The organism is Rhizobium pisi, from assembly GCF_003938655.1.
Classification (GTDB): Bacteria; Pseudomonadota; Alphaproteobacteria; order Rhizobiales; family Rhizobiaceae; genus Rhizobium; species Rhizobium pisi.
Genome location: NZ_RJJT01000010.1, coordinates 242,768 through 262,585, shown reverse-complemented (window position 1 = coordinate 262,585; position 19,818 = coordinate 242,768). Strand labels below are relative to the sequence as shown.

The following is a 19,818-nucleotide window of genomic DNA, read 5'->3' as shown; positions in this document are numbered from 1 at the left end:
CGCCCTCCCCGTGGTTTTAGCTGCCCAATGCATCCTCGAGGAATGCCGAAAGCTGCGACAGATGCTTGGACATCAGACCCGTCGCCGGCGAGGCGGCGGCCGGCCGACCGGTGTAGCGGACACGCTGGTATTTCGCATCGATATGCGCAAGCACCCACTCGAGGAACGAGTCGATGAACGACCAGGCGCCCATGTTCTTCGGCTCTTCCTGGCACCAGACCATTTCGGCGTTGCGGAAGCGTGACAGCTCGTTGATGAGCGCCTTTGCCGGGAACGGATAGAGCTGCTCGAGGCGCAGGAGATAGATGTCGTCGATGCCGCGCTTTTCACGCTCTTCGAGAAGATCGTAATAGACCTTGCCGGAGCACATGACGACGCGGCGGATCTTGTTGTCCTTCTGCAGCTTGATCGGGCCGTCCTTGATCACCTCAGCATCGTCCCAGAGCAGGCGATGGAAGGAGGATTCGCCCGCCAGTTCGGCAAGCGTGGAGACTGCCCGCTTGTGGCGCAGCAACGACTTCGGGGTCATCAGAATCAACGGCTTACGGAAGTCACGCTTCAGCTGCCGGCGCAGGATATGGAAGTAGTTCGCCGGCGTCGTGACGTTGGCGACCTGCATGTTATCTTCCGCGCAGAGCTGCAGGAAACGTTCCAGACGAGCCGAGGAGTGCTCCGGACCCTGACCCTCGTAGCCGTGCGGCAGCAGGCAGACGAGGCCCGACATGCGCAGCCACTTGCGTTCGCCCGACGAGATGAACTGGTCGAAGACCACCTGCGCGCCGTTGGCGAAATCGCCGAACTGCGCTTCCCAGAGCGTCAGCGCATTCGGGCGGGCGAGCGAATAGCCATATTCGAAACCAAGCACGGCCTCTTCCGAAAGCATCGAGTTGATGACTTCGTAACGGGCCTGCGTCGGAGACAGGTTGGCGAGCGGAATGTAGCGTTCCTCGGTCTCCTGGTCGTAGAGAACCGAGTGGCGCTGCGAGAAGGTGCCGCGTTCGCAATCCTGGCCGGACAGGCGGATCTTGTGGCCCTCGATGCAGAGCGAACCAAAAGCCAGCGCTTCGGCCATCGCCCAGTCGAGGCCTTCGCCGGTGGCGATCATGTTGGCGCGGTTTTCCATGAAGCGCTGGATCGTGCGATGCGCATTGAAGCCAGCCGGGATCTCGGAGAGCTTGCGACCGATCTCCTTCAATGTCTTCATCGGCACGGCGGTCTTGCCGCGGCGCTGTTCGTCGGCATTGTCTGCCGTGCGCAGGCCCGACCACTCGCCGTCAAGCCAGTCGGCCTTATTCGGCTTGTAGTGCTGGCCGGCCTCGAACTCCTGCTCGAGATGCGCGCGCCAATCGGCCTTCATCTTCTCGACTTCGCCATCGGTGAGGAGACCTTCGCGGACAAGACGTTCCCCATAGAGCTGCAGCACCGTCTTGTGGGCGCGGATGACCTTGTACATCTTCGGCTGCGTGAAGGACGGCTCATCGCCTTCGTTGTGGCCGTAGCGGCGGTAGCAGAACATGTCGAGCACCACAGGCTTGTGGAACTTCATGCGGAATTCGGTCGCGATCTTGGCTGCATAAACGACCGCTTCCGGATCGTCGCCGTTGACGTGCAGGATCGGCGCTTCGATCATCTTGGCGACGTCGGACGGATAGGGCGACGAGCGCGAGAATGCCGGGTTCGTGGTGAAGCCGATCTGGTTGTTGATGATGACATGCATCGTGCCGGCAACGCGGTGGCCGCGCAGACCGGAAAGACCCAGGATCTCGGCAATGACGCCCTGGCCGGCAAAGGCCGCATCACCGTGGATCAGGAGCGGCAGAACCTTGGCGCGCTCCGAAAGCGGAATGATGTCGCCGTCCCAGACGGTGGCACTCATATCCTGCTTGGCGCGAACCTTGCCCATGACGACGGGGTCGACGATTTCGAGATGCGACGGGTTCGCCGTCAGCGAGACGTGCACCTTGTTGCCGTCGAATTCACGGTCGGAGGATGCACCGAGATGGTACTTCACGTCGCCGGAACCTTCGACTTCGTCAGGCGCGTAGGAGCCGCCCTTGAACTCGTGGAAGATGGCGCGGTGCGGCTTGCCCATGACCTGGGAGAGCACGTTCAGACGGCCGCGATGGGCCATGCCGAATACGGCCTCCTTGAGACCGAGATGACCGCCGCGCTTCAGGATCTGCTCAAGCGCCGGGATCAGCGATTCACCGCCGTCGAGGCCGAAGCGCTTGGTGCCCTTGAACTTGACGTCGAGGAACTGTTCGTAGCCTTCAGCCTCAACGAGCTTGGCGAGGATCGCCTTCTTGCCTTCAGCCGAGAAGGCGACGCCCTTGTCCGGACCTTCAATGCGTTCCTGAATCCATGCCTTTTCCTCCGGATTGGAGATGTGCATGAATTCGACGCCGAGCGTCGAGCAATAGGTGCGCTCAAGGATCTCGATCATCTCGCGAATGGTCGCGTATTCCAAGCCGAGCACATTGTCGATGAAGATCTTGCGATCGTAATCGGCGGCCGTGAAGCCGTAATTTTCCGGCGACAGCTCGCGATAGTCTTCGACAGCAGCGGCGATGCCGAGCGGATCGAGCTTCGCGTGCAGGTGACCGCGCATGCGATAGGCGCGGATCATCATGATGGCGCGCACGGAATCGCGCGTCGCCTGCAGAACGTCGATGCCGTCAGCAGGCTTGCCCTCGGCTGCGGCCTTGGCCTTCACCTTGGTCTCGATGACCTTCTCAACGATACCCCAGTCGCCGTCCAGAGCCGACACCAGATCGCCGCTTGCCTGCAGCGGCCAGTTCTTTTTGCGCCAGGAAGCTCCCTTAGCTGCCTTCTTCACATCGGCAGGGTCCTCTTCCAGCGCCTTGAAGAAGGTGCGCCACTGGTCGTCGACCGACGCCGGATCCTCTTCGTAGCGCGCATAGAGCTGCTCGATATAGGCGGCGTTGGCGCCATCCAGAAACGAAGTGATCTGAAACTGCTCGTTGGCTTCTTGCCGTGCCATGGTGATATGCGGACGCTTCCGTCCGCCTCCTGACTTTGATGAATTTGCCGGCTTCATCGCCGGCTGCCGCATTCCGATCGCCGCCTGTCCGCGGCGCATCTGCTGGTCTGGTATTCGAGCCGGGCGGAAGGCGCAGATGCCGTTCCTCCGCCCGGTCTATAGGTGGCTTCAGCCCTTGAGGACTTCAACCAGCGTCTTGCCGAGGCGGGCCGGAGACGGCGACACCTTGATGCCTGCCGATTCCATCGCCGCGATCTTCGATTCCGCATCGCCCTTGCCGCCTGATACCACTGCGCCGGCATGGCCCATGGTGCGGCCCTTCGGCGCCGTGCGGCCGGCGATGAAGCCTGCCATCGGCTTCTTGCGGCCCTTCTTGGCTTCATCCTTCAGGAACTGGGCCGCATCTTCTTCAGCCGAGCCGCCGATTTCGCCGATCATGATGATCGAGGTCGTGGCTTCGTCGGCCAGGAACATTTCCAGCACGTCGATGAACTCGGTGCCCTTGACCGGGTCGCCGCCGATGCCGACAGCCGTCGTCTGGCCGAGACCTTCGTTGGAAGTCTGGAAGACGGCTTCGTAGGTCAGCGTGCCGGAGCGGGAAACGATGCCGACCGAACCCTTGCGGAAGATCGAGCCCGGCATGATGCCGATCTTGCATTCTTCCGGCGTCAGGATACCAGGGCAGTTGGGGCCGAGCAGGCGCGACTTGGAGCGGTCGAGGCGAGCCTTGACGCGCACCATGTCCATGACAGGGATGCCTTCGGTGATGCAGGTGATGAACGGGATCTCGGCGTCGATCGCCTCGATGATCGCATCGGCGGCACCGGCCGGCGGGACATAGATGACGGTCGCGTCGGCGCCGGTCTTTTCCTTGCCTTCGGCAACGGTTGCGAAGATCGGCAGGCTTTCGCCCTTCGCGCCAGTCCAGGTTTCGCCGCCCTTCTTCGGGTGGATACCGCCAACCATCTGGGTGCCGTAGTAAGCGAGCGCCTGTTCGGTGTGGAAAGTGCCGGTCTTGCCGGTCAGGCCCTGAACGAGAACCTTGGTGTCTTTGTTGACGAGAATGGACATGCGAGGCCTTTGTTTAGGAGAGGTGGGAAGACGTGAGGGACGCGCGACGATAGGTGCCGCTGACGACCTCCTGCCAAGTATCGCTGCCTGCAGGCGAAAAGCTGACGCCCATCCGGTAGCAGTCTTCATTTTCGAATGCGAATGCGGTGCGCTGTCTGCCGCGCGGTGAAGTCTTCATCAGCACGAGTTCATTGCCGTTCCAGTGGCCGGAAGCCGGCGAGGGCGGCGCAAAACCCGCAGTATCGAACTGGTAGAGCTTGTAGGCCTGGTCCGAACTGTCGAAGCCGAAAACATTGCGGGCTTCGAACGAAACTTCTCCGTCGCGCATCTGGCGGTAACGCTGCTCGAGGAAAAATCCGCCGAACAGCGTCTCGCCCGAAAGCTGGGCGCTGGCCTTGCCTTCCCTTGTCCACGCCGATGCCGCAATATACTCTTCTCCTTCCCAGACGCCGGCAAAGGCGTTGAGACGGAAATGAGCAGCCGATGGCGTGGACTGGAAAGCCATGACCGTCCTCAGCCGTTGATCGCCGCGACGATCTTCTTGGCCGCATCGTCGAGATCGTCAGCCGCCGTGATCGCGAGACCCGACTCGTTCAGGATCTTCTTGCCGAGCTCGACATTGGTGCCTTCCAGGCGCACGACGAGCGGAACCTTGAGACCGACTTCCTTGACCGCGGCAATGACGCCTTCGGCAATGACATCGCACTTCATGATGCCGCCGAAGATGTTGACGAGAATGCCTTCGACCTTGGGATCAGCCGTGATGATCTTGAAGGCCGCTGCAACCTTCTCCTTGCCGGCGCCGCCGCCGACGTCACAGAAGTTAGCCGGCTCCTTGCCGTAGAGCTTGATGATATCCATCGTCGCCATGGCAAGGCCGGCACCGTTGACCATGCAGCCGATATTGCCGTCGAGCGCCACGTAAGCGAGATCCCACTTGGAGGCCTCGATTTCCTTGGCGTCTTCTTCCGTCTCATCGCGAAGAGTCTTCACGTCGTCATGGCGGAACAGTGCGTTGCCGTCGAAGGACATTTTGGCGTCGAGGACGCGCAGGTGGCCATCCTTCATGACGATCAGCGGGTTGACCTCGAGCAGGGCCATGTCCTTTTCGCCGAACGCCTTGTAGAGTGCGGGAAAGAGCGACTTGGCGTCTTCGGCAGCTGCACCGTCCAGCTGAAGCGCCTTGGAGATCGCAGCAACGTCGGCAGCCGTAACACCAGCTTCCGGATCGATCGCGATCGTGTGGATCTTCTCAGGCGCGTCGTGAGCAACGGCTTCGATATCCATGCCGCCTTCGGTCGAAACGACAAAGGCCACCTTGCCGACCGAGCGGTCAACCAGGAGTGAGCAATAGAGCTCGCGAGCAATATCGGCGCCGTCTTCGATGTAGAGGCGGTTGACCTGCTTGCCGGCTTCACCGGTCTGCGCGGTTACCAGCGTATTGCCAAGCATTTCCTTGGCATGCGCTACGACTTCGTCGATCGATTTGGCGAGGCGAACGCCGCCCTTGGCATCCGGGCCGAGTTCCTTGAACTTGCCCTTGCCGCGACCGCCCGCATGGATCTGGCTCTTGACCACGTAAAGCGGGCCGGGAAGCGACTTGGCGGCAGCTTCGGCTTCCTCGACCTTGAGGATAGCCACACCCTGCGCGACCGGCGCGCCATAGCCCTTCAGCAGAGCCTTGGCCTGATATTCATGAATGTTCATGGGTTTGTCCCTATTTCGATAACGTCAGCGCACCAATTACTTGAGGGCGGGCGCGATGTTGATGCAGGCTTCGCAGAGACCGGCAACGGCGCCGACGGACTTGTCGAAGGCTTCCTTCTCGGTCTTGTTGAGATCGATCTCGATGATGCGCTCGACGCCGCCGGCGCCAATGACCGTGGGAACGCCGACATACATGTCCTTGACGCCGTACTGGCCGGTGAGGTGGGCAGCGCAAGGAAGGACGCGCTTCTTGTCCTTGAGGTAGGATTCGGCCATTTCGATCGCCGAGGCGGCCGGCGCATAGTAGGCCGAGCCGGTCTTCAGCAGGCCGACGATCTCGGCGCCGCCGTCACGGGTGCGCTGGATGATCTCTTCGAGGCGCTCCTTGGTGACCCAGCCCATGGTGACGAGATCGGTGAGCGGAATGCCGCCGACGGTGGAGTAGCGGGCGAGCGGCACCATCGTGTCGCCGTGGCCGCCGAGAACGAAAGCGGTCACGTCCTGGACGGAAACGTTGAATTCCCGAGCGAGGAAGAGGCGGAAACGCGAGGAGTCGAGAACGCCGGCCATGCCGACGACCTTGTTGGCGGGAAGGCCGGAGAACTTCTGCAGCGCCCAGACCATGGCGTCGAGCGGATTGGTGATGCAGATCACGAAAGCGTTCGGGGCATATTTCTTGATGCCGGCGCCGACCTGCTCCATGACCTTCAGGTTGATGCCGAGAAGGTCGTCGCGGCTCATGCCCGGCTTGCGCGGAACACCGGCAGTGACGATGCAGACGTCGGCACCTTCGATCGCGGAATAGTCGCTGGCGCCGGTCAGGTTGGCGTCGAAGCCTTCGACCGGGGAGGACTGTGCGATGTCGAGACCCTTGCCCTGGGGAATGCCGTCCGCAATGTCGAAGAGGACGATGTCGCCCAGCTCCTTCAGGCCGGCGAGATGCGCCAGCGTGCCACCAATCATGCCAGAACCAATGAGTGCGATCTTGTTACGCGCCATTTCGCCGTTTCCTTTGCGATCAAATTCGTCGGACGACGCCAAGGCACCGCCCAATGACGCAATCGCATAGACCCAAAGCCTAAAAATGGCAATCCATTATTTTTGATGCAGCATTTTCAATCGTTTAGATACTAAAATTCTTACGTAAACGTAAGATATTATGTCATAGGATTGTTACTCTGCGGCGTGCTTCTCATGGTGCAACGCAAGATATTCCGCGCTGCGCATCTCAAACAGGCGCGATGCCGTGCGGTCGAATTCGAAGCCCTCGGTGCCCCGGCGGTGGAGAAGCAGTTCCTCCGGCATCGCCGCCGCGGAAACGTAAAGCCGCACGGCGTGATCGTAGAGCGTATCGACCAGAATGATGAATCGCTTGATCTGGTTCCGTTTTTCCGGCCCGAGCAAGGGAACGTGATCGAGGAAGACCGTATCGAAGCGTTTGGCGATGGCGAGGAAATCACTCGCCCCGAGCGGCTTGTCGCAAAGGTCGGCGAAGGAGAACCGCGCCATGCGGTCGGCGGCGAGCGGCACATGAATGGAGCGCCCCTTCATCGGAATCTCGAGCGGCTGCGCCTTGCGTCCGTGCAGCGCCTGCGTCCAGGAGGCCTCCATCGCCATGTCGTTATGTTCGCTGATCGGCACCAGGTAGACCGGCTGGCTGTTCAGCTTTTCCATCCGGTAGTCGGTCGGCGAATCCAGCGTTACGACATCGACATGCTGCTTGAGCAGGGTGACGAAGGGGAGGAAGAGGCCGCGGTTGAGGCCATCCCTGTAGAGATTGTCCGGCTCGACGTTCGAAGTCGCGACCAGCACGCATCCCCGCGCAAAGAGCTCGGAAAACAGCCGCGACAGGATCATCGCATCGGCAATGTCGGTGACCGTGAACTCGTCGAAGCAGAGCAGTTCCGCTTCCTCGTAGAGCGCTGCGGCGACCGGCGGCATCGGATCGGCCTGCTTGGTCTCGCCGTTCTTCAGCTTCAGCCGGTGCGCCGCGATGCGGTTGTGCACATCAGCCATGAATTCGTGGAAATGCGCCCGACGCTTCTTCCTGGACGGCGCCATCGAAAAGAACATGTCCATCAGCATGGTCTTGCCGCGTCCGACGCTGCCGTGGATGTATAGCCCCTTGATGCCGCCCACGGACTTCTTCTTCGAGGCGAACAGCCAGCCGAGCGCGCTCGATTTTGCCGCCGGGCGTTGCTGCTTCAACCCGGCAAGCACCCGGTCCAGGCTTTTCGCCACGTCCATCTGGGCGGAATCGACCTGCAGCGCACCGGAAACCGTCAGCGATTTGAGCTGTTCGCAGACGCTGAGCGCATAATCTGGCATTGGCTGCATGAGGGCATATCCGCCTGTCACCGGCGGGAACCGCCGGATCGTTTACCGCGCCGGTTGGTTTACCGGCTGAGGCTGATCTGCTGACCTGTGCTGGTCTGTCCCTCGAAGCGGTTGTCGGCCGTCTTGTAGACGCTGCCGATCTGGTTGCCCGAACGGTCCTTGAGCAGCACCTGCTTGCCGGCAACCTCCCAGGAACCCATCGCCGTCAGCTCGCCGACGCAGCCGCGTGTGCCGCCGCGTGAACCGCTGCCGAGATTGGTGAGCGTCAGGAACATGTCGCAAGAGCCGTTGACACGCCAGCTTCCGACCATCGATTCCTTGGTGACGTCAAGCGCATTCGAGGCAACCGCGCCCGGCTGCGCACCCGGCATTGGCGACGTTGACGCCGGCGCGGCTGGAAACTGCGAACCGCCGGTCGGTGGCGGAAGCTGCCCGCCCTGCACCGAAGGAACCGGCTGCGCCGTCAACGGCGCCGGCGCGGCGCTCGAGTTGGAGCTGTAATCATATGCCGTACGCTGACAACCGGCTAGCGACAGAACCACCACCAGACCTGTCATCGCATATCGCAACTGCATCATCATACTCCTGGATTCGGCATTGGCCGGAGAGAAAAGGGCGTGAGACAAGGTCGATTATCGTAATTCGGTTTGGTTAATCAAGTCGGGCGGCACAAATTGCCCGTGACAACAACTAACCGAAAAACGATACAGTTCAACTATCCCGCTGCAAAACTTCCTGCACATAGAATTTGTCAGCAAGGTGTTGGGCGCGTTCATCCCTGTCCGCATTCCTGTCGAATTCCGGCAATGTTTCCGAATGACGTTCGAACGAGCTCTACGGAAAGGATCACACCGGCCCGACACAGATACTGCTCGCGACCGGATCTCTCTGACGGCTTCGGGATCGAAGCCGTCTATACCACCGTCGCCATGCACGTTGATCAGACCCGGCGCTCGACCATCATCTTCTTGATTTCGGCGATTGCCTTGGCGGGGTTGAGGCCCTTCGGGCAGGTCTGCGCACAGTTCATGATCGTGTGGCAGCGGTAGAGGCGGAACGGATCCTCCAGATTGTCGAGACGTTCGCCGGTCGCTTCGTCTCTGGAGTCGATGAGCCAGCGATAGGCCTGGAGCAGAACGGCCGGGCCGAGATAGCGGTCTCCGTTCCACCAGTAGCTCGGACAGGAGGTCGAGCAGCAGGCGCAGAGGATGCATTCATAGAGGCCGTCAAGCTTCTGCCGGTCCTCATGGCTCTGCTTCCATTCCTTGGCCGGCGCCGGCGAGACCGTCTTCAGCCAGGGCTCGATCGAACGATGCTGGGCGTAAAAGTTGGTCAGATCAGGAACCAGATCCTTGACGACGGGCAGATGCGGCAGCGGATAGATCTTCACCGTGCCCTTGATATCGTCGAGACCCTTGGTGCAGGCAAGCGTGTTCGTGCCGTCGATATTCATCGCGCAGGACCCACAGATGCCCTCGCGACAGGAGCGGCGCAGCGTCAGCGTCGGGTCGATCTTGTTCTTGATGTAGAGCAGACCGTCGAGCACCATCGGGCCACAATCATCGACATCGATGTAGAAGGTATCGATCGACGGGTTCTGGCCGTCGTCCGGGCTCCAGCGATAGACGCGAAACTCGCGGGTGTTCGTCGCACCCGCCGGCTTCGGCCAGACCTTGCCTTCGCGCATCTGAGAATTCTTGGGGAGAGCGAGTTCAACCATATCAGGTTCCTCTTGAGATCAGTAGACGCGGGCCTTGGGCTCGATCTTGTGCGGATCGATGCCTTCCGCAATCAAGTCGGTGTGGACCGGCCGGTAATCGAGCTTCACGTCGCCTGCCTCGTTCACCCAGGCAAGCGTGTGCTTGCGCCAGTTGACGTCGTCGCGCCCGCCAAAGGAGCCGGAGGTGAAGTCTTCGCGGGCATGTGAGCCGCGGCTTTCCTTGCGGGCCTCGGCGCCGTAGATCGTCGTGATGGCGTTGGCCATCAGGTTCTGCAGCTCCAGCGTTTCCACCAGGTCCGAGTTCCAGACCATCGAACGGTCCGTGACCTTGATGTCGCGCATCTCCTGCCAGATCGCCGAGATGCGACGGCAACCGGATTCCAGCGATTCCTGCGTGCGGAAGACGGCGGCGTCTTCCTGCATGGCGCGTTGCATCTTCTCGCGCAGGTCAGCCGTCGGCGTGCCGCCGCTGGCATGGCGCAGGCCGTCGAACCGGTCCATGATCTTGTCGCAGGCAGCAACGTTCAACGCCGGAACCGGCGCGGCACGGTCGATGACCTCGCCGGCGCGGATCGCAGCGGCGCGGCCGAAGACCACGAGGTCGATCAGCGAGTTGGAGCCGAGGCGGTTCGCGCCGTGCACCGAGGCGCAGCCGGCTTCACCGACAGCCATCAGGCCAGGGATGATCCGTTCCGGATTGGCGCCGTCGGCGTTCAGCACTTCGCCCCAATAGTTCGTGGGAATGCCGCCCATGTTGTAGTGAACGGTCGGCAGAACCGGGATCGGTTCGCGGGTGACGTCGACGCCTGCAAAGATCTTGGCGCTCTCGGAAATCCCCGGCAGGCGTTCATGAAGAACGGCCGGATCGAGGTGGTCGAGATGCAGGAAGATATGGTCCTTGTTCTTGCCGACGCCGCGGCCTTCACGGATTTCCAGGGTCATGCAGCGCGAGACGACGTCACGCGAGGCAAGGTCCTTGGCAGACGGCGCGTAGCGCTCCATGAAGCGTTCGCCCTCGGAATTGACGAGATAACCGCCTTCGCCGCGCGCGCCCTCGGTGATCAGACAGCCCGAACCATAGATACCGGTCGGGTGGAACTGCACGAATTCCATGTCCTGCAGCGGCAGGCCGGCACGCGCCACCATGCCGCCGCCGTCGCCGGTGCAGGTATGGGCAGACGTTGCCGAGAAATAGGCGCGGCCGTAGCCGCCGGTCGCCAGCACCACCATCTTGGCGGCGAAGCGATGGATCGAGCCGTCATCCAGGCACCAGGCGACGACGCCGGTGCAGCGGCTGCCGTCTTCAGACATGATCAGGTCGAGAGCGAAATATTCGACGAAGAATTCCGCGTTGTTGCGCAGCGACTGGCCATAGAGCGTGTGCAGGATGGCATGGCCGGTGCGGTCGGCGACGGCGCAGGTGCGCTGCACCGGCGGGCCTTCGCCGTAGTTCTGCATGTGGCCGCCGAACGGACGCTGGTAGATCTTGCCTTCCTCGTTGCGCGAGAACGGCACGCCGTAATGCTCGAGCTCATAGACCGCCTTCGGCGCCTCCATGGCAAGATACTGCATGGCGTCGACGTCACCGAGCCAATCCGAACCCTTGACGGTGTCGTAGAGGTGCCATTGCCAGCTGTCGGGCGTCATGTTGCGCAGAGAAGCGGCAATGCCGCCCTGGGCTGCGACGGTGTGCGAGCGGGTCGGGAAAACCTTGGTGATGCAGGCCGTGCGGAAACCCTGCTCAGCCATCCCAAGCGTGGCGCGCAGGCCGGCGCCGCCGGCGCCGACGACGATCACGTCATAGGAGTGATCGACATATTTGTAGGCCTTGCCATTCTGGGCGGGGGAGGTCGGTGCCATGTCGAGCTTATCCTACGAATGCGATTTTCAGAATGGCGAAGAGACAGAGGCCGGCGATCAAGATCGCAAAGAAGGTGTTCAGCATCAGGAGGACGACCTTGCCGAACTCACCGTGCACGTAGTCCTCGATGATGACCTGCATGCCGAGCTTCATGTGGATGACGCCGGAGATCACCATCAGTCCCATGACGACGGCGACAAAGGGGTTCGACAGCGCGCGAACCACATCCGCATACGGCGCGCCGGCATAGGCGATCATGAAGATCAGGAAGAAAAGGATGAGCGGAACATTGGCGACAGCCGTCAGCCGCTGGCGCCAGAAATGGTCCGTGCCGTCCTTGGCGGAGCCGAGCCCGCGAACCTTGCCGAGGGGGGTGCGCATATCCATGAGAGGACCTTTAGAAGCGAATGAGGAAGCCGATCACCCAGACCACCACGGTCAGACAGAGCGACCCGATGATGTTGGCAATGGCGAGCTTGGTCGAAAATTCCTTCTCGAAGCCATAGCCGAGGTCCCACATGAAGTGGCGGAAGCCGCCGAGCATGTGGTGCAGCAGCGCCCAGGTATAGCCGAGGAGCACGAGCTTGCCGATAAGGCTGCCGAGTACCCAGTTGGCCCAATCATAGGAGCCTTGGCCACTTGCGGCCGCGATCAGCCACCAAGCGACCAGCAGCGTGCCGACATAGAGCGCGCCTCCGGTGATGCGGTGGACGATGGACATGACCATAGTGGGAATAGGTTTGTAAATCTGCAAATGCGGCGACAGGGGCCGGTTATTTGTCACGTTCGCCATCAGAACCTCGCGGCGGCTTCTCTGCGCTCCCGGATTTCGGAGCATGCTCAGTCAACCACACGAATGACAAAATTCTCTGTGTGCGTTGCATCAATTGCGACGTTTACTCACCGAAAAGCCAGACGACAAGCACAATCGCTGTCTGCATTTAATTTAATCGATTCGGATTACCGGGAAGTTTGCAGTCCAACCAAACTGGCATTTCACGCTCAATATTTATGCCGTTCCTCCCGCGCGAATGGACAAGCCGCCGCTTTTGGCGCAATCTGTCGTTAACGATTTGTTAACGATCGGAATTCCGGAGGCCGGCATCCATGTTTCGCAGTCTGTCCGCAGTCACCCTGCTTGCGCTCGCAGCACTTGCCGCGCTCCCCGCGACTGCGGGCGACCGCCGCCATTTTGACCGCTTCCCCGGCCATCGCCACGCCTTCCACGGCGGGTTGCTTCTTGGCGAGCGCTTGAGCTGGCGCAACCGCGGCATAGGTTTCGACAATTTCCATGGCCACCGAGGCAGGAACAGGATGCCGATGCTGACGCAGTTTTCGTCAGCGGCAACAAATCGCGTATTTCGCAACAATCTCCTCATCATCGCCCCCCAGGCACAGGGTTGGGACGGCGGCGGCACCTATTCCGGCTCTTCCTATGTCTATCAGGTCGACGGCGGAACCTATGTCGGCGGCAATGGCTATGGCTTCTATCCCCCGCGGCCCGAACCGACGGCGCCGAAGGCGAAGGTCATCGATGTCGCCGTCCAGGACGACCCCTGCACTTACGAAGCCAATGTCTGTGTCATCCGGCCCTAGGAGCAGAAGCGCCACACCGTGGTCTTCTTGATTTCGCTGTCCTCCAGTGCCCGCGTGACCGGCACCTCATAAACCGCGCAGAATTCCAGCCGCTCCCGGGGCAGGTAGCTTCGCCCGGGATCGCCGACCAAAACCGTTTTGCCCTCCGCCGCCAGCCGTGTGAACCACGGAACGAGCGCATCGGCAAAAGCGCGGTCGTAGAAGACATCACCGGCAAGCATGATATCCGCATCGACGGTCTGTCCGATCAGGTCGGCGCCGGTAAATCCGAGCAAAACACGATTGGCGCCGGCATTCAGCCGGATCGCCGTTTCCGCCCAGGGATCGATATCGCTCGCCGTGACCTCGCGGGCGCCGGCCATCACAGCGGCAATGCCGACAAGCCCGGAGCCGCTGGCGAAATCCAGCACGCGCGCACCGCGCACCATTTCCGGATGATCGAGAATATAGCGCGCCAGTCCCTGGCCGCCCGCCCAGGCGAAAGCCCAGAAAGGCGGCGGCAGGCCGATCGCTTCCAGTTCCTCTTCCGTCTTCAGCCAGAGTTCATGCGCCTCGCTTGCGAGATGGAGCGAAATCTCCGGCACATGCGGCGGCGCCATCAGGCCGGTATTGGCGCGGATGAAGGCTTCCGGATCGGTTTTCAACGTGGCGGATTATCCAGCCCGCCCATGCGGCAGACTTCGAGATATTCTTCCTCCGTCACCGGCTGCACGGAAAGCCGCATCGAGGTGACGAGCGCCATCTTGGCAAGCTTCTCGCTTGCCTTGACATCCTTCAGCGTCACCGGCTTCGGCATATCCATGACGGCGCGGATATCGACGCAATCCCATTTCGGATCGCCCTTGGCGCTGGAATCCGGATGCGAGAGCGCGCAGACCTCGACGATGCCAACGATCTCCAGCCCGTCATTAGAATGGTAGAAGAAGCCTTTGTCGCCGATCTGCATCGCCCGCATGTTGTTGCGTGCCAGATAGTTGCGGACACCCGTCCATTCCGTGCCCTTTTCGCCGGCAGCTTTCTGCTGCTCCCAGGACCAGGAGGCCGGTTCGGATTTATAGAGCCAGTGCGCCATGCTCACGCCTCCGGCTTGTTGAAGACCCAGTTGTAGGCCTTGACGTCGACGCTTTCGAACAATCCGGCCTTGGCATAGGGGTCGGCATCGGCGAGCGCACGCGCGGCCTCCTTCGATTCCGCTTCCACGACGATCAGGCTGCCGCAGGGCTTGCCGTCATCGTCGAGAAACGGGCCGGCGATCTTCAGCGTGCCCTCGGCATTCAGCCCGTTGAGATAGTCGAGATGCGTCGGCCGCGTCTCCATGCGCACATTCAGATGCCCCGGCTTATCCTTGCAGAGAAGGGCGAAAAGCATGTCTGTTCTCCTATTCGGTGGTGATTGGGCGCGTCATCAGCTGCTCGATCGCATCTGATATATCGAGACGGCCGTCGATGATGGCGGAAACGGCATCGGTGATCGGCATGCTGACCTTCAATTTCGCCGCAAGCCGCGAGGCGACGGAGGCGGCAAACGCGCCTTCCACCAGCGCGCCATGCAGGGGATCGGTCTTGTCGCCGCGCCCGAGCGCAATGCCGTAGCGCAGGTTTCGCGATTGATGGCTCGTTGCCGTCAGCACCAGATCGCCGAGGCCGGAAAGCCCGCGCACCGTATCCGCCTGCCCGCCCTGGGCGACGACGAACCGCGACATTTCCGCAAGCCCGCGCGCAATCAGCGCCGCCCGCGCGGAATCGCCGATACCGCGGCCTTCGACGATGCCGCAGGCAATCGCCAGCACGTTCTTGAGCGCGCCGCCGAGCTGCACGCCGATGCGATCGTCCGAGGCGTAGAGCCGGAAGGTCCGGCCCGATATTGCCTGAGCGAGCCGCTCCGCGGTCTCCATATCAGCCGCCGCGATCGCCATCGCCGTCGGTAGCCCCTTGGCGATATCGGCGGCAAAGCCCGGACCGGAGAGCACGGCGACCGGGTGGTCCGGCAGTTCCCGTTCCAGCATGTCGGTCAAGAGATTGCCGGTCGCCCGCTCGATACCCTTCGCACAGGTGACGACCACGGCATTCTTGGCAAGGTAGGGGCCATATTGCCGCGCCGCATCGGCCTGCGCCTGCGATGGCATCGCAAAAAGCACGATGGAGGCGCCGGTGATCGCGTCTGCCTCGGCCGAAAATTCCAGTGTATCGGGGAGCGGGATGCCGGGCAGTACCGCTTCATGCAGCCGCTCGGTTTTCAGATCCGCAATAAGCAACGGATCGCGCCCGACGAGCGTCACCGCACTTCGCCCGGCAAGAGCGATGACGGCGGCGAGCGCCGTTCCGAAAGCCCCCGATCCGACGACGGCGATGTTTTCGCTCATGCCTTGGCCCCTCGTTTTCCGAAACCGATCAGCGTCTCCGCCTTGGAATCGAGCGGCCAGCGCGAACGCGGCTGCACGTCGAGTGTGTCAGGCTGAACGCCCGTCGCCATGCGCTCCAGTCCCGCCCAGGCGATCATCACCGCATTGTCAGTGCAGAGACTGAGCGGCGGCGCAATGAAGCGAAAGCCGTTCTTGTCGCACAGCGTCTGCAGCGTGCCGCGCAGTTCGAGATTGGCGGCGACGCCGCCAGCAACGACAAGTGCCGGCTTCTCGCCGGTTACAGGAAATTCCGTCTTGAAGCGCTGCAGACCGCGGCCGATGCGGTCCTTCAGCGTGCGCGAAATCGCCTTCTGGAACGAGGCGCAGATATCGGCGACGTCCTGATCGCTGAGCGGAGCGATCTCCTGTGCTGCCTGCCGCACGGCCGTCTTCAGGCCGGAGAAGGAGAAGTCGAGCCGTGCCTCACCGACCAGCGGGCGCGGAAAATTGAACCGATCGGGATTGCCATCCCGCGCCATCCGCTCCACGGCCGGGCCGCCGGGATAGGGCAGGCCGAGCAGCTTTGCCGTTTTGTCGAAGGCTTCACCCAGCGCATCGTCGATCGTTGTGCCCCACCGCTCGTACTGCCCGACGCCGCGCACCAGGATGAGCTGTGTATGGCCGCCCGAGACGAGCAGCATCAGATAGGGAAAAGCAAGCCCATCCGTCAGCCGCGCCGTCAGCGCATGGCCTTCGAGATGGTTGACGGCATAGAGCGGCTTGCCGGCGGCTCTCGCGATCGCTTTGCCGGTCATCAATCCCACAAGCAGCCCGCCGATCAGCCCCGGCCCCGACGTGGCGGCAATGGCATCGACCTCGGCCAGCGACACATTGGCGCGCGCTAAGGCCTCCTCGATCAGCTCGTCGAGCGCCTCGACATGGGCACGCGCTGCGATCTCCGGCACCACGCCGCCATAGGCGCTATGCTCGTCAAGCTGGGAAAGCACCACATCGGACAACACCTTGGAATGCCCTTCCGCATCGCGCTCGACAACCGCCGCGGCGGTCTCGTCGCAGCTTGTTTCGATGCCGAGGATGCGCAGAAAGGGAACCATATGGCCTGTTCGTTGATTGCGATGGTACGGAAACCCGTTTACGAGAACTCCGGTAACAACGGAACAGAGCTGATGCAAACAAAACCTTTCCGGATCGGCACGCGAGGCAGCCCGCTGGCGCTTGCCCAGGCGCATGAGGCCCGCGACAGGCTGATGGCGGCGCATAACCTGCCCGAGGAAATGTTCGAGATCGTCGTGCTGACGACCAAGGGCGACCGCATCACCGACCGGTCGCTCGCCGAGATCGGCGGCAAAGGCCTCTTCACTGAGGAACTCGAACAGAAGCTTGCCGCCGGCGAGCTGGATTTTGCCGTGCACTCCACCAAGGACATGCCGACGAAACTGCCCGATGGCCTTTATCTCTCCGCCTATCTGCCGCGCGAGGATATCCGCGACGCCGTTATCGGCCGCACCGCGCGCAAGCTGATCGACCTGCCGCACGGCGCAACCGTCGGCTCCTCGTCGCTGCGTCGCCAGGCGCTGATCCGCCGCATGCGGCCCGACATCAACGTCATCACCTTCCGCGGCTCGGTCGAAACGCGCCTGCGCAAGCTCGAAGAAGGCCAGGTCGATGCGACCCTGCTGGCGCTTGCCGGCCTGAAACGTCTCGGCAAGGTCGAGGTGCTCACTGATATCCTCGACCCCGACACCTTCCCGCCGGCGCCAGCGCAAGGGGCGATCTGCATCGAAAGCCGTATCGGCGATACGGGGATTGACGATCTCTTGGCCCCGATCAACGACGCGCCAACCTTCGACACCGTCTCCTGCGAACGCGCCTTCCTCGCCGCTCTCGACGGCTCCTGCCGCACGCCGATCGGCGGCTATGCCGTCTGCGAAGGCGATCTGATCCGGTTTTCCGGCCTCATCATCACCCCCGACGGCCGCAGCCAGCACGCGGTGACGACCGACGGCCACCGCCGCGATGCGGCAGCGCTCGGCACCCGTGCCGGCCAGGACGTGCGCGCAAGGGCCGGCAGCGCCTTTTTCGAAGACTGGCACTGAAGCGGCCATGCGTGTTCTCGTCACCCGCCCCGCGCATTCGGCGACGAGAACCGCACAACGTTTGCGCGAGATGGGCCACGAGCCCGTGCTGCTGCCGCTGCGTCAGCCGCTGCACGACAGCGCCGGCGCCGCAACCGCGCTTGCAGCCACCAACGGCCCGATCGCGATGACCAGCGCCGAAGCCGTCAGGGTCGTTTCCGCTCTCGGAGAGACGCTTCGTCCGCATCTTGGCCGCCCGCTTTTCGCGGTCGGGGAGGCGACGGCGAAAGAGGCGCAAAGCCTGGGCTTCCAGTCGGTCGCCACATCCTCGGGCAACGGCCGCGATCTCGCCGATCTCGTCGCGGCGCAGAGAGCGGACGGCTTGCTCTACCTTGCAGGCACCCCGCGCGCGGAAACCTTCGAAGGAAGATTGCGCGAACTCGGCATCCGCTTTTCGATCGCCGAATGTTACCGCATGCAGCCCGTCGCTCCGAGCCCAGCCGAGATCGAGGCGATCTTCGCAGGCGTCCCTCCGCAGGCCGTTCTCTTTTATTCCCGGCAGACGGCCGACGATTTTTTCGACGTGGCGGAACTCCGTTCAGCCCTGTCGGAGGAGAGCGGAATCCGGCTTCTCTGCCTCAGCGAGGCGGTAGCGGAAGCCATTCCGGCGGCTTTGAAAAAAAAAGCGGCGATTGCGCCGATGCCGGATGAGAAGAGTCTTTTGTCGCTGCTTTGAATGCTTTAGCCGCCCAAATTTGATCTAACCTCTTCCCTTAATTGGCATCACTGTCTAGTTTCGTTGCAATGCAGGATAAAGAGGACCTCATGGTATCGGGAAACCCGCCACGCCATTCCAAGAGCGCCGAAGAGCCGGTCACGATCGACCTCGAAGCACAGGATTTCGCCTCTGCAGCCGATACCGCAAAGCCGGTGGAGAATGACGTTGGCGACGCCGTCAACAGCCCAGCCGATGCCGGCGCGACGCCCGAAACTGAAACTGCGTCGCTGACCGAGGATGAACGGGCCGAACACGAGGACCAGCCTGGGACGGATGCGCGGGAGGAAGAGCCGGCAACCCAGGAACCGTCCGTTACGCCCCCTCCTGAACAACCGGCAGCACGAAGCGCCGGCACCTCCGGCCTCATCGCGGCCGGCATCTTCGGCGGCCTCGTAGCGCTGCTTGGCGCAGGCGCCATTCAATATGCCGGATATCTCCCGGGTTCCTCCACGCCGCAGACGGCCTCGTCTGACATCGCCGATCTTTCCGGTGAGATCGATGGCCTGAAACAGACCGTCGCCAATCTCGCCGCCAACCCAGCGGGTACCGGCGATGATGCCCTTGAAAAGCGTGTCGCCGCGCTGGAAACTGCGGCAGGGGCACCCGCAGCCGGCGCGCCGGCCGATTCAGCAAATGTCGAGGCACTCAACCAGAAGATTGCCGAGCTCAGCGGTCAGGTCGATCAACTGCGCGCCACACTTGCCCAGTCTTCCGAGCAGCAGACGAGCAACGGCGCCGACATCGCCAAGCGGCTCGAAGAAGCCGAAAAGAAGCTCAACGAGCCGCGCGAGGACGTCGCCGTCGCCCGGGCGATCGCAGCGGCAGCCCTCAAGGCGGCGATTGATCGCGGCGGGCCCTTCCTTGCCGAACTTGATACTTTCGCCGGCGTCGCGCCCGACGATCCAGCCGTTGCCGACCTGCGCACCTTTGCCGAAACCGGCATTCCCTCGCGCACCGAACTGGTGCGTCAGGTTCCCGACGTTGCGACCGCGATCGTCGAAGCCGTCAACCAGCCAGATCCGAACCAGAGCTGGTCGGACCGCCTGATGGCGAGCGCGAAATCGCTGGTGACGGTCCGTCCCGTCGGCAATATCGAGGGCGAGAGCGTCGAAGCGATCGCCGCCCGCATGGAGGACAAGGTGAAGAACGGCGATCTGCCCGGCGCTTCGGCCGAATGGAACAATCTGCCCGCTTCGGGCAAGCAGGCTTCCGCCGCCTTCAAGCAGTCGCTGGAAGCGCGCATCCGTGTCGAGGAACTGGTTGGCGGGGCGCTGTCGAAAGCGGTCAGCGGCACCGGCAAGCAAGGGTAA

General features: G+C 62.3%; 20 protein-coding genes. 4 read left to right on the top strand and 16 right to left on the bottom strand.

What is annotated here, in order from left to right:
• Positions 1-16: 16 nt before the first annotated feature.
• The 11 genes from EFD55_RS16395 to sdhC all read right to left on the bottom strand — a co-directional run bounded on the left by EFD55_RS16395 (position 17) and on the right by sdhC (position 12,490).
• Positions 17-3,001, bottom strand: a complete 2,985-nt coding sequence (locus tag EFD55_RS16395; protein ID WP_125846110.1) for a 2-oxoglutarate dehydrogenase E1 component — start codon at positions 2,999-3,001, stop codon at positions 17-19.
• Between the two features lie 168 nt (positions 3,002-3,169).
• Positions 3,170-4,072, bottom strand: a complete 903-nt coding sequence (gene sucD, locus EFD55_RS16390; protein ID WP_008528022.1) for a succinate--CoA ligase subunit alpha — start codon at positions 4,070-4,072, stop codon at positions 3,170-3,172.
• Positions 4,073-4,085: 13 nt separating this feature from the next.
• Positions 4,086-4,577 (bottom strand): DUF1579 family protein, encoded by a 492-nt coding sequence (locus tag EFD55_RS16385; protein WP_125846109.1) that lies wholly within the window; start codon positions 4,575-4,577, stop codon positions 4,086-4,088.
• Positions 4,578-4,585: 8 nt separating this feature from the next.
• Positions 4,586-5,779 (bottom strand): ADP-forming succinate--CoA ligase subunit beta, encoded by a 1,194-nt coding sequence (gene sucC, locus EFD55_RS16380; RefSeq protein ID WP_125846108.1) that lies wholly within the window; start codon positions 5,777-5,779, stop codon positions 4,586-4,588.
• Positions 5,780-5,815: 36 nt separating this feature from the next.
• Entirely contained in the window at positions 5,816-6,778 is a 963-nt protein-coding gene (mdh, locus tag EFD55_RS16375; protein ID WP_125846107.1) for a malate dehydrogenase, read from the bottom strand.
• A 174-nt stretch (positions 6,779-6,952) separates the two neighbouring features.
• A complete protein-coding gene (zapE, locus tag EFD55_RS16370; RefSeq protein WP_125846106.1) occupies positions 6,953-8,116 on the bottom strand; it encodes a cell division protein ZapE in 1,164 nt (387 codons plus the stop codon).
• Between the two features lie 59 nt (positions 8,117-8,175).
• Positions 8,176-8,691: a protease inhibitor Inh/omp19 family protein gene (locus EFD55_RS16365; RefSeq protein WP_125846105.1), complete on the bottom strand. Its 516-nt coding sequence runs from the start codon at positions 8,689-8,691 to the stop codon at positions 8,176-8,178.
• A 365-nt stretch (positions 8,692-9,056) separates the two neighbouring features.
• Positions 9,057-9,836, bottom strand: coding sequence for a succinate dehydrogenase iron-sulfur subunit (locus EFD55_RS16355; RefSeq protein ID WP_125846104.1), 780 nt, complete (start codon positions 9,834-9,836; stop codon positions 9,057-9,059).
• 18 nt (positions 9,837-9,854) lie between these two features.
• Positions 9,855-11,696, bottom strand: a complete 1,842-nt coding sequence (sdhA, locus tag EFD55_RS16350; protein WP_125846103.1) for a succinate dehydrogenase flavoprotein subunit — start codon at positions 11,694-11,696, stop codon at positions 9,855-9,857.
• A 7-nt stretch (positions 11,697-11,703) separates the two neighbouring features.
• The gene (sdhD, locus tag EFD55_RS16345; RefSeq protein ID WP_125846102.1) at positions 11,704-12,084 is read right to left on the bottom strand and encodes a succinate dehydrogenase, hydrophobic membrane anchor protein; all 381 of its coding nucleotides are present in this window, start codon (positions 12,082-12,084) and stop codon (positions 11,704-11,706) included.
• A 10-nt stretch (positions 12,085-12,094) separates the two neighbouring features.
• Entirely contained in the window at positions 12,095-12,490 is a 396-nt protein-coding gene (sdhC, locus tag EFD55_RS16340; protein ID WP_125846100.1) for a succinate dehydrogenase, cytochrome b556 subunit, read from the bottom strand.
• Positions 12,491-12,804: 314 nt separating this feature from the next.
• On the opposite strand from sdhC, the gene EFD55_RS16335 reads away from it, so the two are divergent.
• Positions 12,805-13,293 carry a hypothetical protein gene (locus tag EFD55_RS16335; RefSeq protein WP_125846098.1) on the top strand — a complete coding sequence of 163 codons (489 nt, stop codon included), beginning with the start codon at positions 12,805-12,807 and terminating at the stop codon, positions 13,291-13,293.
• Here the strand turns inward: EFD55_RS16335 and EFD55_RS16330 are convergent.
• The 5 genes from EFD55_RS16330 to tsaD are packed head-to-tail and all read right to left on the bottom strand — an operon-like array spanning position 13,290 to position 16,749.
• Entirely contained in the window at positions 13,290-13,937 is a 648-nt protein-coding gene (locus EFD55_RS16330; RefSeq protein WP_125846097.1) for a class I SAM-dependent methyltransferase, read from the bottom strand. The genes EFD55_RS16335 and EFD55_RS16330 overlap by 4 nt on opposite strands.
• Positions 13,934-14,365, bottom strand: a complete 432-nt coding sequence (locus EFD55_RS16325) for an EVE domain-containing protein (protein WP_047615609.1) — start codon at positions 14,363-14,365, stop codon at positions 13,934-13,936. The genes EFD55_RS16330 and EFD55_RS16325 overlap by 4 nt, the downstream gene beginning before the upstream one ends.
• A 2-nt stretch (positions 14,366-14,367) precedes the next feature.
• Positions 14,368-14,661 carry a YciI-like protein gene (locus tag EFD55_RS16320; protein WP_125846095.1) on the bottom strand — a complete coding sequence of 98 codons (294 nt, stop codon included), beginning with the start codon at positions 14,659-14,661 and terminating at the stop codon, positions 14,368-14,370.
• Positions 14,662-14,671: 10 nt separating this feature from the next.
• Complete coding sequence (locus EFD55_RS16315) at positions 14,672-15,655, bottom strand: NAD(P)H-dependent glycerol-3-phosphate dehydrogenase (RefSeq protein ID WP_125846094.1); 984 nt, start codon at positions 15,653-15,655, stop codon at positions 14,672-14,674.
• Complete coding sequence (tsaD, locus tag EFD55_RS16310; RefSeq protein ID WP_125846092.1) at positions 15,652-16,749, bottom strand: tRNA (adenosine(37)-N6)-threonylcarbamoyltransferase complex transferase subunit TsaD; 1,098 nt, start codon at positions 16,747-16,749, stop codon at positions 15,652-15,654. Before tsaD ends, EFD55_RS16315 begins: the two co-directional genes overlap by 4 nt.
• A 72-nt stretch (positions 16,750-16,821) precedes the next feature.
• Between tsaD and hemC the strand changes: the two genes are divergently transcribed.
• From hemC to EFD55_RS16295, 3 genes are all read left to right on the top strand, one after another.
• On the top strand, positions 16,822-17,751 hold the full coding sequence (hemC, locus tag EFD55_RS16305; protein WP_125846090.1) for a hydroxymethylbilane synthase: 930 nt from the start codon (positions 16,822-16,824) through the stop codon (positions 17,749-17,751).
• A gap of 7 nt (positions 17,752-17,758) precedes the next feature.
• Positions 17,759-18,466, top strand: coding sequence for a uroporphyrinogen-III synthase (locus EFD55_RS16300; RefSeq protein WP_125846088.1), 708 nt, complete (start codon positions 17,759-17,761; stop codon positions 18,464-18,466).
• A gap of 68 nt (positions 18,467-18,534) precedes the next feature.
• Positions 18,535-19,818 carry a COG4223 family protein gene (locus EFD55_RS16295; RefSeq protein WP_183736740.1) on the top strand — a complete coding sequence of 428 codons (1,284 nt, stop codon included), beginning with the start codon at positions 18,535-18,537 and terminating at the stop codon, positions 19,816-19,818.

What these genes read in the sequence shown, in the direction of transcription:
- sdhA (WP_125846103.1), bottom strand. Translation starts at nt 11,696, where the DNA reads ATGGCACCGACCTCCCCCGCCCAGAATGGCAAGGCCTACAAATATGTC.
- mdh (WP_125846107.1), bottom strand. Translation starts at nt 6,778, where the DNA reads ATGGCGCGTAACAAGATCGCACTCATTGGTTCTGGCATGATTGGTGGC.
- sucD (WP_008528022.1), bottom strand. Translation starts at nt 4,072, where the DNA reads ATGTCCATTCTCGTCAACAAAGACACCAAGGTTCTCGTTCAGGGCCTG.
- hemC (WP_125846090.1), top strand. Translation starts at nt 16,822, where the DNA reads ATGCAAACAAAACCTTTCCGGATCGGCACGCGAGGCAGCCCGCTGGCG.
- EFD55_RS16295 (WP_183736740.1), top strand. Translation starts at nt 18,535, where the DNA reads ATGCAGGATAAAGAGGACCTCATGGTATCGGGAAACCCGCCACGCCAT.
- tsaD (WP_125846092.1), bottom strand. Translation starts at nt 16,749, where the DNA reads ATGGTTCCCTTTCTGCGCATCCTCGGCATCGAAACAAGCTGCGACGAG.
- EFD55_RS16300 (WP_125846088.1), top strand. Translation starts at nt 17,759, where the DNA reads ATGCGTGTTCTCGTCACCCGCCCCGCGCATTCGGCGACGAGAACCGCA.
- EFD55_RS16325 (WP_047615609.1), bottom strand. Translation starts at nt 14,365, where the DNA reads ATGGCGCACTGGCTCTATAAATCCGAACCGGCCTCCTGGTCCTGGGAG.
- sdhD (WP_125846102.1), bottom strand. Translation starts at nt 12,084, where the DNA reads ATGGATATGCGCACCCCCCTCGGCAAGGTTCGCGGGCTCGGCTCCGCC.
- sdhC (WP_125846100.1), bottom strand. Translation starts at nt 12,490, where the DNA reads ATGGCGAACGTGACAAATAACCGGCCCCTGTCGCCGCATTTGCAGATT.
- EFD55_RS16385 (WP_125846109.1), bottom strand. Translation starts at nt 4,577, where the DNA reads ATGGCTTTCCAGTCCACGCCATCGGCTGCTCATTTCCGTCTCAACGCC.
- EFD55_RS16320 (WP_125846095.1), bottom strand. Translation starts at nt 14,661, where the DNA reads ATGCTTTTCGCCCTTCTCTGCAAGGATAAGCCGGGGCATCTGAATGTG.
- EFD55_RS16395 (WP_125846110.1), bottom strand. Translation starts at nt 3,001, where the DNA reads ATGGCACGGCAAGAAGCCAACGAGCAGTTTCAGATCACTTCGTTTCTG.
- zapE (WP_125846106.1), bottom strand. Translation starts at nt 8,116, where the DNA reads ATGCAGCCAATGCCAGATTATGCGCTCAGCGTCTGCGAACAGCTCAAA.
- EFD55_RS16355 (WP_125846104.1), bottom strand. Translation starts at nt 9,836, where the DNA reads ATGGTTGAACTCGCTCTCCCCAAGAATTCTCAGATGCGCGAAGGCAAG.
- EFD55_RS16365 (WP_125846105.1), bottom strand. Translation starts at nt 8,691, where the DNA reads ATGCAGTTGCGATATGCGATGACAGGTCTGGTGGTGGTTCTGTCGCTA.
- EFD55_RS16315 (WP_125846094.1), bottom strand. Translation starts at nt 15,655, where the DNA reads ATGAGCGAAAACATCGCCGTCGTCGGATCGGGGGCTTTCGGAACGGCG.
- EFD55_RS16335 (WP_125846098.1), top strand. Translation starts at nt 12,805, where the DNA reads ATGTTTCGCAGTCTGTCCGCAGTCACCCTGCTTGCGCTCGCAGCACTT.
- sucC (WP_125846108.1), bottom strand. Translation starts at nt 5,779, where the DNA reads ATGAACATTCATGAATATCAGGCCAAGGCTCTGCTGAAGGGCTATGGC.